Annotated in this window: 14 protein-coding genes and 1 riboswitch; of the genes, 5 read left to right on the plus strand and 9 right to left on the minus strand. The window is 69.0% G+C overall.

Annotated features, from left to right (window positions below; translation table 11 throughout):
• Positions 1-190 precede the first annotated feature (190 nt).
• From AB0N07_RS29805 to AB0N07_RS29840, 8 genes are all read right to left on the minus strand, one after another.
• On the minus strand, positions 191-1204 hold the full coding sequence (locus AB0N07_RS29805; protein ID WP_365840270.1) for a ribonucleotide-diphosphate reductase subunit beta: 1014 nt from the start codon (positions 1202-1204) through the stop codon (positions 191-193).
• Positions 1204-3576: a ribonucleoside-diphosphate reductase subunit alpha gene (locus AB0N07_RS29810; protein ID WP_365840272.1), complete on the minus strand. Its 2373-nt coding sequence runs from the start codon at positions 3574-3576 to the stop codon at positions 1204-1206. Before AB0N07_RS29810 ends, AB0N07_RS29805 begins: the two co-directional genes overlap by 1 nt.
• Before the next feature lie 146 nt (positions 3577-3722).
• Positions 3723-3805, minus strand: a riboswitch (cobalamin riboswitch).
• An 88-nt stretch (positions 3806-3893) separates the two neighbouring features.
• Positions 3894-4394, minus strand: a complete 501-nt coding sequence (locus AB0N07_RS29815) for a GNAT family N-acetyltransferase (RefSeq protein WP_365840274.1) — start codon at positions 4392-4394, stop codon at positions 3894-3896.
• Between the two features lie 74 nt (positions 4395-4468).
• The gene (mctP, locus tag AB0N07_RS29820; RefSeq protein WP_365840276.1) at positions 4469-6106 is read right to left on the minus strand and encodes a monocarboxylate uptake permease MctP; all 1638 of its coding nucleotides are present in this window, start codon (positions 6104-6106) and stop codon (positions 4469-4471) included.
• On the minus strand, positions 6103-6366 hold the full coding sequence (locus tag AB0N07_RS29825) for a DUF3311 domain-containing protein (protein WP_365840278.1): 264 nt from the start codon (positions 6364-6366) through the stop codon (positions 6103-6105). The genes mctP and AB0N07_RS29825 overlap by 4 nt, the downstream gene beginning before the upstream one ends.
• A gap of 124 nt (positions 6367-6490) precedes the next feature.
• On the minus strand, positions 6491-6697 hold the full coding sequence (locus tag AB0N07_RS29830; RefSeq protein ID WP_365840280.1) for a YbdD/YjiX family protein: 207 nt from the start codon (positions 6695-6697) through the stop codon (positions 6491-6493).
• Positions 6663-8807: a carbon starvation CstA family protein gene (locus tag AB0N07_RS29835; RefSeq protein ID WP_365840282.1), complete on the minus strand. Its 2145-nt coding sequence runs from the start codon at positions 8805-8807 to the stop codon at positions 6663-6665. Before AB0N07_RS29835 ends, AB0N07_RS29830 begins: the two co-directional genes overlap by 35 nt.
• A 215-nt stretch (positions 8808-9022) precedes the next feature.
• On the minus strand, positions 9023-9787 hold the full coding sequence (locus AB0N07_RS29840; RefSeq protein ID WP_030929017.1) for a GntR family transcriptional regulator: 765 nt from the start codon (positions 9785-9787) through the stop codon (positions 9023-9025).
• 309 nt (positions 9788-10096) lie between these two features.
• Between AB0N07_RS29840 and AB0N07_RS29845 the strand changes: the two genes are divergently transcribed.
• From AB0N07_RS29845 to AB0N07_RS29860, 4 genes are all read left to right on the plus strand, one after another.
• Positions 10097-11380, plus strand: a complete 1284-nt coding sequence (locus tag AB0N07_RS29845; protein WP_365840284.1) for an extracellular solute-binding protein — start codon at positions 10097-10099, stop codon at positions 11378-11380.
• A gap of 72 nt (positions 11381-11452) precedes the next feature.
• Positions 11453-12445: a sugar ABC transporter permease gene (locus AB0N07_RS29850; RefSeq protein ID WP_365840287.1), complete on the plus strand. Its 993-nt coding sequence runs from the start codon at positions 11453-11455 to the stop codon at positions 12443-12445.
• Positions 12442-13305, plus strand: coding sequence for a carbohydrate ABC transporter permease (locus AB0N07_RS29855; RefSeq protein ID WP_365840289.1), 864 nt, complete (start codon positions 12442-12444; stop codon positions 13303-13305). Before AB0N07_RS29850 ends, AB0N07_RS29855 begins: the two co-directional genes overlap by 4 nt.
• 9 nt (positions 13306-13314) lie before the next feature.
• The gene (locus AB0N07_RS29860) at positions 13315-14802 is read left to right on the plus strand and encodes a glycoside hydrolase family 3 protein (RefSeq protein WP_365840291.1); all 1488 of its coding nucleotides are present in this window, start codon (positions 13315-13317) and stop codon (positions 14800-14802) included.
• Between the two features lie 160 nt (positions 14803-14962).
• Here AB0N07_RS29860 and nagB read toward each other — a convergent pair whose 3' ends face one another.
• The gene (gene nagB, locus AB0N07_RS29865) at positions 14963-15748 is read right to left on the minus strand and encodes a glucosamine-6-phosphate deaminase (protein ID WP_365840293.1); all 786 of its coding nucleotides are present in this window, start codon (positions 15746-15748) and stop codon (positions 14963-14965) included.
• 226 nt (positions 15749-15974) lie between these two features.
• Here nagB and AB0N07_RS29870 point away from each other — a divergent pair, with 226 nt between their 5' ends.
• On the plus strand, positions 15975-17045 hold the full coding sequence (locus tag AB0N07_RS29870) for an SIS domain-containing protein (RefSeq protein WP_365840295.1): 1071 nt from the start codon (positions 15975-15977) through the stop codon (positions 17043-17045).
• Positions 17046-17056: the final 11 nt, after the last annotated feature.

A 17056-nucleotide genomic window follows, 5' to 3' on the forward strand; every position in this document is an offset into this window, starting at 1 on the left:
CGATCAATACGGCGGAGACCCCTTGCGGTGCTTAACCCCCCCACCTCATGGTTCCCTACCACCAACCCGCCCCGTAGATCCGCGAAGATCTCCCGGCCGAGATCGAGCTCGGCATCCTCGGCCCGCGGTCCGCTCCAGCACCTCGGTCAGGACGCTGTTGCGGGACAACGCCGAGCGCACGGAGTCGACTTCAGAAGTCCTCGTCCAGGTCGACCGTTCCCTCCACCGCCACCTGGTACGCCGAAGGGCGGCGCTCGAAGAAGTTGGTCAGTTCCTGGACGCCCTGCAACTCCATGAAGGAGAACGGGTTCTCGGAGCCGTACACCGGGGCGAAGCCGAGGCGGGTCAGACGCTGGTCGGCGACACACTCCAGGTACTGGCGCATCGACTCGGTGTTCATGCCGGGCAGACCGTCGCCGCACAGGTCGCGCCCGAACTGCAGCTCGGCCTCGACGGCTTCCCGCAGCATGTCCGTCACCTGCTGCTCGAGCCGGTCGTCGAAGAGCTCCGGCTCCTCCTTGCGGACGGTGTCGACCACGTCGAACGCGAAGGACATGTGCATCGTCTCGTCGCGGAACACCCAGTTGGTGCCGGTGGCCAGGCCGTGCAGCAGGCCCCGGCTGCGGAACCAGTAGACGTACGCGAAGGCCCCGTAGAAGAACAGGCCCTCGATACAGGCGGCGAAGCAGATCAGGTTGAGCAGGAAGCGGCGGCGGTCGGCCTTGGACTCCAGGCGGTCCAGGTTGTCCACCGAGTCCATCCACTTGAAGCAGAACTGGGCCTTCTCGCGGATGGAGGGGATGTTCTCGACGGCCGCGAAGGCGGCGGCGCGGTCCTCCGGGTCGGGGAGGTAGGTGTCCAGGAGGGTCAGATAGAACTGGACGTGCACCGCCTCCTCGAACAGCTGGCGGCTCAGATAGAGCCGTGCCTCAGGGGAGTTGATGTGCTTGTACAGGGTCAGGACCAGGTTGTTCGCCACGATCGAGTCGCCCGTCGCGAAGAACGCGACCAGGCGGCCGATCAGGTGCTGCTCGGCGGGCGTGAGCTTGGCGAGGTCGGCGACGTCCGAGTGGAGGTCGACCTCCTCCACGGTCCAGGTGTTCTTGATGGCGTCCCGGTAGCGCTCGTAGAAGTCCGGGTAGCGCATGGGGCGCAGGGTCAGTTCGAAGCCCGGGTCGAGCAGGTTCTGGTTACGGGTGGTCATTACTGGCAGGCCTCGCAGGACTCGGGGTTTTCCAGGGAGCAGGCGACCGCTTCGGGGTCGGCTGCTTGCTGCACGGGGACGGTCGCCTGTGCGGCTCGGGCGATGCGCGTCGCCGGGCGGGAGCGCAGGTAGTACGTCGTCTTCAGGCCCTGTTTCCAGGCGTACGCGTACATCGAGGAGAGCTTGCCGATGGTCGGCGTCTCCAGAAACAGGTTCAGGGACTGGGACTGGTCCAGGAACGGCGTGCGGGCCGCCGCCATGTCGATCAGTCCGCGCTGCGGGATCTCCCACGCCGTGCGGTACAGGGCCCGTACGTCGGCCGGGATCCAGCCGAAGTCCTGCACCGAGCCGTTCGCCTCGCGCAGGGCCTCGCGGGTGCGGGCGTCCCAGACGCCGAGCTCCTTGAGGTCCTTCACCAGGTAGGAGTTGACCTGGAGGAACTCCCCGGAGAGGGTCTCGCGCTTGAAGAGGTTGGAGACCTGCGGCTCGATGCACTCGTACACGCCCGCGATCGACGCGATGGTGGCGGTGGGGGCGATCGCGAGGAGGAGCGAGTTGCGCAGGCCGACGGTCGCGATGCGCTCCCGGAGGGCCGCCCAGCGCTCCGGCCAGGTGAGTTCGGTGGCGTAGTGGTCGGGGTGCAGGACGCCGCGGGCCGTGCGGGTCTTCTCCCAGGCCGGCAGCGGGCCGCTCCGTTCGGCCAGGTCGGCGGAGGCCTCGTACGCGGCGAGCATGATGCGCTCGGCGATCCGGGTGGACAGGGCCTTCGCCTCCGGGGAGTCGAAGGGCAGGCGCAGCTTGAAGAAGACGTCCTGGAGGCCCATCGCGCCCAGGCCCACGGGGCGCCAGCGGGCGTTCGAGCGGCCTGCCTGCTCGGTGGGGTAGAAGTTGATGTCGACCACGCGGTCCAGGAAGGTCACGGCCGTACGGACCGTCTCGTCCAGCCGCTCCCAGTCGATGTCCCCACCGGCCACGAACGCGCCGAGGTTGACCGACCCCAGGTTGCAGACCGCCGTCTCGCCGTCGTTCGTGACCTCCAGGATCTCCGTGCAGAGGTTGGAGGAGTGGACGACGTGGCCCGGCTCGGCCGTCTGGTTTGCGGTGCGGTTGGCGGCGTCCTTGAAGGTCATCCAGCCGTTGCCGGTCTGGGCGAGGGTGCGCATCATGCGGCCGTAGAGGTCGCGGGCCGGGATGGTCTTCCTCGCGAGCCCCGCCTCCTCCGCCCTGCGGTACGCGGCGTCGAACTCCTCGCCCCACAGGTCGACCAGCTCCGGCACGTCCGCCGGGGAGAACAGGGACCACTGCGCGTCGGCGTTCACGCGGCGCATGAACTCGTCCGGGACCCAGTGCGCGAGGTTCAGGTTGTGTGTACGGCGGGCGTCCTCACCGGTGTTGTCACGCAGCTCCAGGAACTCCTCGATGTCCAAGTGCCAGGTCTCCAGGTAGACGGCGGCAGCGCCCTTGCGGCGGCCGCCCTGGTTCACGGCGGCGACCGAGGCGTCGAGGGTCTTCAGGAACGGGACGATGCCGTTGGAGTGGCCGTTGGTGCCGCGGATGAGGGAGCCGCGGGCGCGGATGCGGCTGTACGACAGGCCGATGCCGCCGGCGTGCTTCGAGAGGCGGGCGACCTGGTGGTAGCGGTCGTAGATGGAGTCCAGCTCGTCGAGCGGGGAGTCGAGGAGGTAGCAGGACGACATCTGGGGGTGCCGGGTGCCGGAGTTGAAGAGGGTGGGGGAGGACGGCAGGTAGTCGAGGCGGCTCATCAGGCCGTAGAGCGCGGTGACTTCGTCCATCGACCGGCTCCCCGTCGTCGCATCGGACACGGCGTCCTCGGCAAGGCCGCTCGCCACCCGCAGCATGAAGTGCTGGGGCATCTCGATGACCTTGCGGGTGATGGGGTGCCGCAGGAGGTAGCGGCTGTGGAGCGTGCGCAGGCCGAAGTAGCCGAAACGGTCGTCGGCTTCGGGGTCGATCAGCGCGTCGAGGCGGTCGGCGTGGACCCGTACGAACTCGGCCGTGCGGTCGGCGATCAGCCCCTCCCGGTGGCCCACGGCGACGGACTCCGTGAACGACGTGACACCCTGCGAGGCGGCCTCCGCGGCGATGCCGATCGTCAGCAGCCTGGCTGCCAGCCTGCTGTACGCGGGGTCCTCCGAGATGAGGCCGGCGGCCGCCTCCGTGGCCAGTTCGCGCAGCTCCGTCTCGTCCGCACGGGCGGACCGGCCGCGCAGCGCGGCGGCGGCGACCCGGCCGGGGTCGGCGTCGGGGAGGTCGGCGGTCAGCTCGGTCAGGGTCCGCAGCAGCGCGGCTCCCAGGCCGTCGTCGGCCACGGCTGCGCTGGCTGAAACCGGGTCTGCTGGCGCGATGGTCACGTGAGGCTCTCCCTCGCTCGGCACGGGGGCCTTGCGGAGGGCAGGGGGGCAGTCACGAGCGCACACGGCGTCGCGTCCACCGACCCACTCCACGAGGCCCGGACGTCAAGGCACCCGGGCCGGATGGGCCGGGCGCACTGTCGGCAGGTCCTCGGACTGACGCCCATATGTGTGCGAACACGTATGGGTACACCGTTGCGGGACAGTTCCGGATTCGCACCGGATTCCCCTGCGGCGACAGCGAGCATGAGCATACATCTAGTGCCGGGTGAGGACAGCACCCCCATATGTTGTGTCGCCTCCGACTTCGGAGCGTGTCAGAGTGTCAACTCATAGGTGAGCAGTGTGAAGTCGTGGCCCGGGATCGGCTTCCAGTCGCGCTCGGGGGCGCGGACGAATCCGGCGCGTTCGTAGATGCGGTGGGCGGCGTGCATGAGCGGTTGGGTGCACAGGACGATGCCGGTGCGCTGCGCGGCTCTCGCCCGGTCGACACAGGCACGTACGAGGGCTTCTCCGGCGCCTCGGCCGCGGGCTGCCCGGTCGACGGCCAGCATGCGTATCTCGGCCTCTCCCGGGCCGGCCAGATCTGCCAGGGGGCCGCCGGACGGGACGTAGGTGACGCCGCCGACCGGCCGGCCGCCCAGCTCGGCCACCAGGACCTCGGCGGCGGCCGCTCGCCCTGCGACGTCCCTCAACTCGGCGAGATACCAGTCGCTTTCCCCGAAGGCGAGCAGGCCGTCCTGCTGATAGGCCTGAGCGGTGATCTCGCCGAGGGCCTCGTATTCATCCGGTTCCGCCTGCCTGATCACGATGTCCATGGCTCCGAGTCTGCCGGACGGGTACGACAACGGGCCGCCGGATTTCTCCGACGGCCCGCCGATCGCCGTAACCGCTAGTGGGCCGCGCCCGCGGTCGCCGGCGGCAGCTCCACCTGGACGCCGGGGTCGCCCGCGTCCGCCGTGTAGTCCTGCGGCTTCGTCTCGTCGACGCCCTCGGGAGCCTTCAGCGCCTTCAGGACGAAGGTGAGTACCACCGTCACCAGCACGTTCAGGACGAACGCCGTGAGGCCGATGTAGCCCATCTCGCCGAGGCCCGGGATGTTCGCGTTGGAGCCGCCGAAGTGCTTCTGGCCCGGGTTGGTCGGAGAGGCGACGCCGTACGCGGCGAGGGTGCCGTAGACCATGCCGACCGCCCAGCCGGCGAGCAGCGCCCAGCGGTGGAACCAGCGCGTGAACAGGCCGCCGACCAGGGCCGGGAAGGTCTGCAGGATCCAGATTCCGCCCAGCAGCTGGAAGTTGATCGCGACCGTCTTGTCCATGGTGAGGACGAAGACCAGGGCGCCCACCTTCACCAGCAGGGACACGAGCTTGGAGACCTTGGTCTCCTGCTGGGGCGTGGCGTCGGGCCTGATGAAGTCCTTGTAGATGTTGCGGGTGAAGAGGTTCGCGGCCGCGATCGACATGATGGCCGCCGGCACCAGCGCGCCGATACCGATCGCCGCGAAGGCCACGCCCGCGAACCAGCTCGGGAACATGTCCTCGAACAGCTGCGGGATCGCCAGCTGGCCGTTGGTGACCTTCACCCCGGCCGCGATCGCCATGAAGCCGAGCAGCGCGAGCAGGCCCAGCATCAGCGAGTACAGCGGAAGGATGGTGGTGTTGCGGCGGATCACGTCACGGCTCTTCGAGGACAGCGTCGCGGTGATCGAGTGCGGGTACATGAACAGCGCGAGCGCGGAGCCCAACGCCAGCGTGGCGTACGTCCACTGGTTCGCCTCGGCCGGAACCAGCGCCCCGCGCGGCTTCCCCGTCGCCGGGTTGGTCGCACTGAAGGCCTCGCCCGCCTTGGCGAAGATGTGGTCGAAGCCGCCCAGCTTGATCGGGATGTAGATGATCGCGACGGCGATGACGATGTAGATCAGCGCGTCCTTGACGAACGCGATCAGCGCGGGCGCGCGCAGACCCGACGAGTACGTGTACGCCGCCAGCACACCGAAGGCGATCAGCAGCGGCAGGTCCTTCACGAACCAGTTGGAGTCCGCGCTGCCGCCGACCCCCATGACGTCGAGGACTGCCTGGATGCCCACCAGCTGCAGCGCGATGTACGGCATCGTCGCCAGGATGCCGGTCACGGCCACCGCCAGCGACAGCCCCTTCGAGCCGAAGCGGCCGCGCACGAAGTCCGAGGTGGTCACGTACCCGTGGCGGTGCGAGACCGACCACAGGCGGGGCAGGAACGTGAAGATCAGCGGGTACACCAGGATCGTGTACGGCACGGCGAAGAAGCCCGCCGCGCCCGCCGCGTAGATCGCCGCGGGCACGGCGACGAAGGTGTACGCCGTGTACAGGTCGCCGCCCAGCAGGAACCAGGTGACCCAGGTGCCGAACGACCGGCCGCCCAGGCCCCATTCGTCGAGGCTCTGCTCGTTCTCGGCCTTGCGCCAGCGCGCGGCCAGGAAGCCCATGACCGTGACGGCCAGGAAGAAGAAGATGAAGACGCCGAGCGCGACGCCGTTCACACCGTGGCTCATTCCGACGCACCGCCCTTCTGTGCGGCGCGGGCGCGCTGGTCACGCTGCCACAGCTTGTACGCCGTCATGGTCAGCGCCGTGGAGATCAGCACCCACAGCATCTGGTACCAGTAGAAGAACGGGATGCCGCCGAGCGCCGGGTCCGTCTTGGCGTAGGAACCGACCCAGAGCATCGCCACGAAGGGCGCCACGAGACAGAGGGCGATGACCACGCGGACCGGTGTCACCACCGGTGGTCTCGCCTCGGACACATCTGACATACCGGCTCCGTCCCCTCGCTGATCACCTGTGTAATGCGCAGGCAATCTAGGTCACGGTGTTGCGGGAGCGGAAGACCTCGCCCGCATATCGGTATGTCGATTCCGTGAAAGCCCGACATCGCTGTCAGCAGCAGCGGAGACCCCGGCGTGGGTCCTCCTCCTGACGGTCCGTCCGCATCCGCTCGAACTCGCGCCGGGACGGTACCCGCGCCCCCGGACGGGTCTTGCGCAGATGCGCGACATAACGGTCGTACGCCGACTCGTCCGTCAGCTCCCGCACGTACCAGCGCACCCCCCTAATCGCCCGGCGCAGCAGTACCGACGGCCGCACGGCGCTCCTCCTCCTTCTCCTGGCGGGTCGGGATCAGCCCCGCCGGGGCGGTGATCCTCGACTCGACGTACGGCGACTCGCTCAGCGAGGAGAGCGCCGGCCGGCGGACGTGCCGGACGCAGACCCGCAGGGCGTCCGCGATCACCACGACGATCAGGACGGCCAGGACCGCCGAAAGGACACCGTCCACCGTGGAGTTGGTGACCACGGTGTGCATGTCGTCCATGCTCTTGGCGGGCGGCAGCACCTTCCCGGCGTCGATCGCGTCCTGGAACACCGACCGCTGCTCGAAGAAGCCGACCTTGGGGTCGCTGGAGAACGCCTTCTGGTAGCTGGCCGTCAACGTCACGGTCGCGTCCCAGGCCAGTGGAATGCCGGTGATCCAGGCCCACTTGAGGCGCCCCGACTTCACCAGCAGGGTCGTGCAGACGGCCAGCGCGACCGCGGCGAGCAGCTGGTTGGAGATGCCGAAGACCGGGAACAGCTGGTTGATGCCGCCGAGGGGCTCGTGGACGCCCACCCACAGGAAGTACCCCCACAGCGCGCACACGGCCGCGCTGGTGATGACCAGGCCCGGCTTCCAACTCACGTTCCTGAACGGCCGGACGACGTTGCCCAGCATGTCCTGCAGCATGAACCGGCCCACCCGCGTACCGGCGTCCAGCGCGGTCAGGATGAACAGCGCCTCGAACATGATCGCGAAGTGGTACCAGAAGGCCCTGAGGCTCCCGCCGGTGACCTTGGAGAAGATCTCCGAGACGCCGACGGCGAGCGTGGGCGCGCCGCCGGTGCGGGAGAGCAGGGTCGACTCCTCGACGCTCTTGGCGGCCTGCGCGAGGTCGGCCGGGGAGATGTGGTAGCCCCAACCGGTCACCACCTGCGAGGCGTTCTGCACGGTGGTGCCGATCGCGCCGGACGGTGCGTTCATCGCGAAGTACAGCCCAGGATCGATGATGCTCGCCGCGACCAGCGCCATGATCGCGACCGACGACTCCATCAGCATGGAGCCGTAGCCGATCATCCGGACCTGCGTCTCCTTCTGGATCATCTTCGGCGTCGTACCGGAGGAGATGAGCGAGTGGAAGCCCGACAGCGCCCCGCAGGCGATGGTGATGAAGACGAAGGGGAACAGGGACCCGGCGAAGACCGGGCCGTCGCCGCGCGAGGCGAAGTCCGTCACCGCGTCCATCTTCAGCGTCGGCAGCGCGACGACCACACCCAGCGCGAGCAGCGCGATCGTGCCGATCTTCATGAAGGTGGACAGGTAGTCGCGGGGCGCGAGCAGCATCCACACCGGCAGGATCGAGGCGATGAAGCCGTACCCCACCAGCCAGACGACCAGGGTCGAGGGCGCGAGGGTGAACGCGCCGGCCCACGAGGACTCGGCGACCCAGCGGCCCGCGACCAGCGCGAGCAGCAGCAGCGCCACACCGATCAGGGAGACCTCGGCGACCCGGCCGGGGCGAAGCACCCGCAGGTAAAAGCCCATCAGCAGGGCGATCGGGATGGTCATCGCGATGGAGAAGGTGCCCCACGGCGAGGCGGCGAGCGCGTTGACGACGACCAGCGCCAGCACACCCAGCAGGATGACCATGATGGCGAATGCGGCGATCAGCGCGGCCGCACCACCGAAGGGTCCGATCTCCTCGCGGGCCATCTGACCGAGCGAACGCCCGTCCCTGCGCGTGGAGAAGAACAGCACCACCATGTCCTGGACCGCGCCCGCGAAGACCACCCCGGCGATGATCCAGATCGTGCCGGGCAGATAGCCCATCTGCGCGGCCAGCACCGGCCCGACCAGGGGCCCGGCACCCGCGATCGCCGCGAAGTGGTGGCCCAGCAGGACGCGACGGTCGGTGGGGTGGAAGTCGATGCCGTTGTCGAGGCGTTCGGCCGGGGTGGCCCGGGTGCCGTCGACCTTGAGCACCTTGTACGCGATGAACTTCGCGTAGAAGCGGTAGGCGATCGCGTACGAGCCGAGGGCCGCCGCGACCATCCAGGCGGCCGAGACACTCTCACCCCGGGAGAGCGCGAGCACGGACCAGCCCGCCGCTCCGACCAGGGCGACGAGGGTCCAGATGACGATGGAGCGGACGTTCGCGGTACGCACGAGGCGGTCCTCCCGTCCAGACGGAGTCGGGAGGACCGTAGAACAGGAGTCGCGCGGGCGCTACACCGCGTGCAGTGACGCTCCGCTGGGGGGGGGGGGGCGCCGTGGAGTTGTTCTTTGTCCGCGGCGCCGTTGTGGCTGGTCGCGCCCACGCGGCGGAGCCGCATATCGGACACAGCCCCGCGCCCCCTTTGGGGGCGCTGCCCCGCCCCCGCTCAATCGGCAGGGCGCTTCAGCCTCGCCACGAACTTGTACCGGTCCCCCCGGTACACCGACCGCACCCACTCCACCGGCTCGCCCGTCTTGTCGTACGAGTGGCGGGAGAGCATCAGCATCGGCAGGCCCACGTCCGTGCCGAGCAGGCCCGCCTCGCGCGGGGTGGCCAGCGAGGTCTCGATGGTCTCCTCCGCCTCGGCGAGATGGACGTCGTAGACCTCGGCCAACGCCGTGTAGAGGGACGTGTACTTCACCAGCGAGCGGCGCAGCGCCGGGAAGCGCTTCGCGCTCAGGTGGGTCGTCTCGATGGCCATCGGCTCGGCGTTGGCCATGCGGAGGCGCTCGATACGGAGCACCCGGCCGCCGGCCGTGATGTCGAGGAGCTCGGCGAGGCGGTCGTCGGCGGTGATGTAGCCGATGTCCAGCAGCTGCGAGGTGGGTTCCAGTCCCTGGGCGCGCATGTCCTCGGTGTACGAGGTGAGTTGGAGCGCCTGGGAGACCTTCGGCTTGGCGACGAAGGTGCCCTTGCCCTGGATGCGTTCGAGGCGGCCCTCGACGACCAGCTCCTGCAGCGCCTGCCGCACCGTCGTGCGGGAGGTGTCGAACTCGGCGGCGAGGGTGCGCTCGGGCGGTACCGGAGTGCCGGGCGACTGCGTCTCCGTCATGTCGAGCAGATGTTTCTTCAGGCGGTAGTACTTGGGCACGCGCGCGGTACGGACACCTGCCCCGCCCTCGGTCTCCGCACTGCTGACGTCGCTGCTCATGCTCTGCCTTCCCGGCTCCGGATGCGGGTCACTTCGTGATCCCTTCTGTATACCGTCGCCAGCTCTTTTGGTCTAGTCCACGGAGGCCTAAGTGGTCTAGCGGACGAGAGTACTCCGGCACCGGTGATTTCGCTGCCTTCTTACTTAAAGGTTCTTGCATATGTAGCTCGTATAACGGCTGGTCAGGGCCGTTTCGAGCACTCTTGACAGGCCTCGTGGTCTGGTCCAAGCTCCCGGTACTGGTCTACACCATTGGTTCAGGTCCCGGCGCATGAGCGGGGAGGTGTGGGCATCCCTGAGGAGGGTGGCGTGAAGCGCAAGCTCATAGCCGCGATCGGTATCGCGGGCATGATGGTCTCCATCGCGGCGTGTGGCAGCAGCAACGGCAAGGGTTCTTCCAACAGCGGCGCGGACGCCAAGGAGCTGACTGTCTGGCTCACCGTCGACGCCCAGAACAACTGGCCGAACCTGGTGAAGGCCGCCGACGCGGCCGTCCAGAAGAAGCACCCCGGCATCAAGATCAACCACGAGTACTACGGCTGGCCGGACAAGAACACCAAGCTCGACGCGGTCCTCGCCACCGACAAGGCCCCCGACGTGGTCGAGATGGGCAACACCGAGATGCTCGGCTACATGGTCAAGGGCGCCTTCGCCCCCCTGGACCCGGCGAAGTTCAGCAACTCCGCCGCATGGCTCGACGGCCTCAAGGCCTCGGTGACGTACGGCGGCAAGACCTACGGCGTGCCCTACTACGCGGGCGGTCGGGTCGGCAACTGGCGCAAGGACGTCTTCGCCTCGGCGGGCGTCAAGTCCACGCCGAGGACCTACGCCGAACTCACCGCCGACCTCGACAAGGTGCAGGCGAAGGAGGGGAACAAGTTCTCCGCCTGGTACCAGCCCACCCGCGACTGGTACGCGGCCATGTCGTTCGTCTACGACGCCGGCGGCTCCATCGCCAAGGAGGAGGGCGGCCAGTGGAAGGCCAACCTCTCCTCGCCCGAGTCGGTCAAGGGCCTCACGGAGTTCAAGAACGTCATCGACAAGTACATGCACGGCGACAAGACCAAGGACGAGTCCGACCGTTACATCGTCTACGGCCAGGGCAAGTCCGGCATGATCTTCGGTGCCGCCTGGGAGGGCGCGACCTCCGCCGACCCGAAGAACGACAAGACCGGCAAGCTCAAGAACAACCTCGAGAACTTCGTGGTGCCGGGTCCGTCCGGCAAGAACCTCCCGGTCTTCCTGGGCGGCTCCGACCTCGCCGTCCCGGTCAAGTCCAAGGCGCAGGCCCTCGCCGCCGAGTGGATCGACGCGTTCACCGGCCCCGCCGGCCAGAAGGGCCTGATGGCCAAGGGCAATCTGCCCAACAACAAGACCGACCTCGCGACGCTGAAGAACGACCCCGCGACGGCGGTCCCGGCCACCGCCGCCGAGTCCAACTGGTTCGTCCCGATGGCACCCGGCTGGGGCCAGGTCGAGAAGGCGCAGGTCCTGCAGACCATGCTGCAGGACATCGGCACCGGCAAGAAGTCGGTCGAGGCCGCCCCCCCGCCCGCGCCCCCCGCCAACCAACCGCACATCACCCCCAAGTGACCTGCAAGCGGGGTTCCGCCCGGGCGGAACCCCGCTCTCCGTACGACCTGAGGGACCGCTGAGGAGCGCGCGATGAGTGCCGCAGACACGACCACCCCTGCCAAGGTGCCGCCGCCGCGGCAGGCGCCGCCGCCACCGCCGCCGGTCGCCAAGAACCCACGCAGAGCCCGGACGCCGGGCGGCGCGGCCACCCCTTGGCTGCTGCTCGCCCCCTGTCTGCTGATCCTGGCGCTGGTCCTCGGTTATCCGCTGGTCCGTCTGGTCACCCTGTCCTTCCAGAAGTTCGGACAGTCCCAGCTGTGGGGCTTCCTGCCGGCCCAGTGGGTCGGGTTCGACAACTTCACCGGAGTGCTGGGCGACGGCGAGTTCTGGCAGGTCGTGCTGCGCACGATCGTCTTCGCGGGCGGCTCGGTCGTCTTCACGATGGTGCTCGGCATGCTGATCGCCCTGCTTCTGCAGCGGGTCTCCGGCTGGATGAAGACGCTGGTCAACATCGTGCTGGTGGCCAGCTGGGGCATGCCCATCATCGTCGCCACCACCGTGTTCAAGTGGCTGTTCGACGCCGACTACGGCATCCTCAACGCCCTGCTCAGCAAGCTGCCCGGCGTGGATCTCATCGGCCACAACTGGTTCGCCAGCGGGCCGCAGGGCCTCGCCGTGATCATGCTGCTGGTGGTGTGGGGAGCGGTCCCGTTCGTCGTCATCACCCTATGCGCCGGCCTCACCCAGGTCCCGGCCGAACTGGAGGAGGCGGCCCGCCTCGACGGCGCGGGCTCCTGGGGAGTGTTCCGCTACGTCACCCTGCCCATCCTCAAGCCGATCATCGTGATGCTCACGACCCTGTCGGTCATCTGGGACATGGGTGTCTTCCCACAGGTCTTCGTGATGCGCAACGGCCATCCCGAGCAGGAGTTCCAGCTCCTGACCACCTACTCGTACGACCGTGCCTTCGTGGTCAACGACTATGCGCAGGGCTCCGCGATCGCCCTGATCACCGTGGTGCTGCTGCTCGGCGTGGTCGCCGTGTACATGCGCCAGATGCTGAAGATCGGAGAGGTCGAATGAGCGCGATCACCACCGGGGGGCCCGCGAGCACCACGGGGCAGCCCCGGAAGTCGAAGGCGGGCTGGAACCTCCTCGGCCTCCTGGTCTTCCTCACCGCCGGATTCCCCGTCTACTGGATGCTCAACACGGCCATCAAGCCGGCCAAGGACACCATCGACCCCGACCCGAGCCTGTTCCCGACCGGCTTCACCCTCGACAACTTCCGCCGGGCGCTGGCCATCGCGGACTTCTGGGGCCCGGTCGGCCGCAGCCTGATCGTCTCCCTCTCGGTCGTGGCGATCGGCATCGTCGTCGGCCTGCTGGCGGCGCTCGCCATCTCCCGGTTCGCCTTCCGCGGCCGCAAGATCGTGATCGTCGGCATCCTCGCGGTCCAGATGGTCCCGCTGGTCGCCATGATCATCCCGATCTTCCTGCTCCTCAACGACCTGGAGCAGTACGACAAGCTCTCGGGCCTGATCATCACGTACCTGACCTTCATCCTCCCCTTCACGGTGTGGACGCTGCGCGGCTTCATCGTCAACATCCCCAAGGAGCTGGAAGAGGCGGCGATGGTCGACGGCTGCAGCCGCACGGGCGCCTTCATCCGCGTCGTTTTCCCGCTCCTGGCCCCCGGCATGGTCGCGACCTCGGTCTACGGCTTCATCCAGGCCTGGAACGAATACCTCTACGCCCTGATGCTGCTCAGCCAGCAGCACCAGACCGCGACCGTCTGGCTCGGCAACTTCACCACCAAGCACGGCACCGAATACGCGCCGATGATGGCCGGAGCCACGATGATGGCCGTGCCGATCGTCGCCCTGTTCCTCCTCGTCCAGCGCAAGATGGCCGCGGGCCTGACCGCCGGCGCAGTGAAGGGATAACGCCACCCGATGACGACATTCGCCAGCGGCACCGACACTCTCACGCGCGACGCCCTCACCGTCCTCCAGCCCGGCTTCACCGGGACGACCGCCCCCGACTGGCTGCTGCGCCGCCTGGGCGAAGGCCTCGCCTCGGTCGGCCTCTTCGGTCGCAACATCGCCTCGCCCGAACAACTCGCCGCCCTCACCGCCCAGTTGCGCGCCGAACGTGACGACGTCCTCGTCGCCATCGACGAGGAGGGCGGCGACGTCACCCGCCTCGAGGTCCGCACCGGCTCCTCCTTTCCCGGCAACAACGCCCTGGGCGCGGTCGACGACGTCGACCTGACCCGGGACGTGGCCGCAGAACTCGGACGCCGCCTCGCCGCCTGCGGGGTGAACCTCAACTGGGCCCCGTCGGCCGACGTGAACTCCAACCCGTCCAACCCCGTGATCGGCGTACGCTCCTTCGGCGCCGACACCGACCTGGTCGCCCGGCACACGGCCGCCTATGTCACCGGCCTGCAGTCCGCCGGAGTCGCCGCCTGCACCAAGCACTTCCCGGGCCACGGCGACACGGCCGTCGACTCCCACCAGGCGCTCCCGCGCATCGACGTGGACACCTCGGTGCTCCAGTCCCGCGAACTGGCCCCGTTCCGCGCAGCGATCGCGGCCGGCACCCGCGCGGTGATGAGCGCACACATCCTGATTCCCGCCCTGGACCCGGACCGGCCGGCGACCCTCTCGCCGCGCGCGCTCACGGAGTTGCTCCGCGGCGAACTCGGCTACGACGGCCTCATCGTCACCGATGGCATGGAGATGCAGGCCATCGCCGGTACGTACGGCATCGAGCGCGGCAGCGTCCTCGCCGTGGCAGCCGGTGCCGACGCGATCTGCGTGGGCGGCGGCCTCGCCGACGACGAGACGGTACGGCGCCTGCGCGACGCCCTCGTCTCCGCGGTCCGCGCCGGCGAACTCCCCGAGGAACGCCTGGCGGACGCGGCGGAACGAGTCCGTGCACTGGCCCGCTGGACCGCCGCCGCGGCGGCAGCGGACACGGAACGCACCCCCGACGCCGAAGTGGGCCTCCGCGCAGCCCGCCGCGCCTTGAGGACGACCGCGGCGGGGCCCTTCACCCCGCTCACCGAACCGCCCTACGTCGCCGCACTCACCCCCGTCGCCAACATCGCGGTCGGCGATGAGACCCCCTGGGGCGTCGCGGCGGAACTCTTCCGCCTCCTGCCCGGCACGGAGACGGGCAGCTTCGCCGGTGAGAACGCGGCCGGCACCGCCCTGGCCGCGGCGGGCCCCCGCCGCATCGTGGCCGTGGTCCGTGACGAACACCGCCACCCCTGGATGGCATCCGCCCTCGACACCCTGCTGTCGGCCCGCCCCGACACCATCGTGGTCGAAATGGGCCTCCCCCAGGCGCCCCCCAGAGGCGCCCTCCACATCGCCACTCACGGCGCGGCCCGGGTGTGCGGGCGAGCGGCGGCGGAGGTCATTGCGGGGGTGTAGCGACTACGACGAGTCAGGCGCCGGTCCTTTCAAGGGACCGGCGCCTGCACGTTTTTCAGGGGCGCGGGGCTGTATCGATGTGCGGCTCCGCCGCGTGGGCGTGAGCAACCCACCACGACCCGCAGCCCGAAGATCACAGATCCCGGCAGACGAAACCGACCTAAATCCCCTGCCACTCCGGCTTGTTGACATACGTGTACCGGAAGTACTCCGCAAACTTCAGCTTGGAAGCCGCCCCCTCATCGACCACAACCGTCGCATGCGGATGCAACTGCAACGCCGAAGCAGGACACACCGCCGCCACCGGCCCCTCCACAGTGGCGGCAACCGCGTCGGCCTTCCCCTCCCCGGTAGCCAGCAGCACCAGATGCCGTGCCTCGAGAATCGTCCCGATCCCCTGAGTGATCACGTGATGCGGCACCTGACCGATGTCCCCGTCGAAGAACCGCGCGTTGTCCACCCGGGTCTGCTCGGTCAGCGTCTTGATCCGGGTCCGCGAGGCCAACGAGGAGCACGGCTCATTGAACCCGATGTGCCCGTCGGTCCCGATCCCGAGCAACTGCAGATCCACCCCGCCGGCCTCGGTCAACGCCCTGTCGTACGCGGCGCACGCCAACTGCACGTCCTCGGCCGTCCCGTCGGGCCCCATGAACGCGTCCATCCCGATCCCGAGCGGCTCCAGCACCTCGCGCGCGAGCACCGAACGGTACGACTCCGGATGCTCGGCCGGCAGCCCCACATACTCGTCGAGCTGCGCGATCCGCGCCCGCGAGGCGTCCACGGCACCGGAGCGCACCTTGGCCGCGAGCGCCTCGTAGACGGGCAGCGGGGTGGAGCCGGTGGCCACGCCGAGCAGCGCCGCGGGCTTGCGCCTCAGGAGTTGCGCCATGGCCTCGGCGATGAGCTCGCCGCCCGACTTGGCGTCCGGAACTATGACAACTTCCACGCTGGCCTGCCGATCTGAAGAAACGGTCCGAAGAGGGGGGCTCAACCGGTACCCGAAAGGGGCTATGTGGTTTAGACCAATCTAACAGAGCTGCCCCTTGTGGCCCAGGTGGAGTGGGGTCATCGTCTTTCCATGCGGAGGACAGGCGCCATTCGCCATGGGGGAGTGGAATGGGTGCGGCGCCGCCCCGCGCAGCACTCCGCACCCCACCCGCAGGGAGCCCACCATGACCTCCGAGACACCGGACCCCCGGAGCGACGTCCCGGGCCGGATCATGGCCCGTGAGATGGCCGAGCAGCCCGCCGTGCTGCGCCGCCTCCTGGAGGAGGGCGCCCCCGGCATCCGGCAGGTGGCCCAGGACATCGCCGCCCGCAAACCCCGCTTCGTCCTGCTGACCGCTCGCGGCACCTCGGACAACGCCGCCCTCTACGCCAAGTACCTCCTGGAGATCCGCCTCGGCCTGCCCTGCGGCCTCACCTCGATGTCCACCACCACCGCCTACGGCGCCCGCCCGGACCTCACCGACGTCCTCGTCGTCACCGTCAGCCAGTCCGGCGGCTCCCCGGACCTGGTGGCCTCCACCCGCGCCGCCCGCGAGGCCGGTGCGATCACCCTCGCCGTGACCAACAACCCGGGCTCACCGCTGGCCGGCGTCTCCGAGTATCACGTCGACATCATGGCCGGGCCGGAGAAGGCTCTCCCGGCGACCAAGACCTATACGGCCTCCCTCCTCGCCCTTTACCTCTTCGCCGAAGGCCTGCGAGGCGGCGACGGCGCCCCCGCGAAGGTACTGCCGGACCTCGCCGAGCAGTTGCTCGCCCGGCAGGACGAGGTCCGCGCCCTCGCCGCCCGCTACCGCTTCGCCGAACGCATGGTGATCACCTCCCGTGGCTACGGTTACCCCACGGCCAAGGAGGCCGCCCTCAAACTGATGGAGACCAGCTACATCCCCGCCCTCTCCTACTCCGGCGCCGACCTCCTGCACGGCCCCCTCGCCATGGTCGACAACGTCTCCCCGGTCATCGCAGTCGTCACCGACGGCAAGGGCGGCGAGGCCCTGCAGCCCGTCCTCGACCGGCTGCGCGGTCGCGGCGCCGACCTGTTCGTCGTCGGACCCAGGGACCAGGTCGAGCAGGCCTCCGCCGGCTTCGTCCTGCCCACCGAGGGCGTGGCCGAGGAGGTCCAGCCGATCCTGGAGATCATCCCGCTCCAGCTCCTGGCCCACGAGATCACCATCGCCCGCGGCCAGGACCCGGACGCACCGCGCGCGCTGGCCAAGGTGACCGAGACCCACTGAGCCTGCCTGCG

Origin of the sequence: Streptomyces sp. NPDC051172 (assembly GCF_040682555.1) — a bacterium.
Lineage (GTDB): Bacteria > Actinomycetota > Actinomycetes > Streptomycetales > Streptomycetaceae > Streptomyces.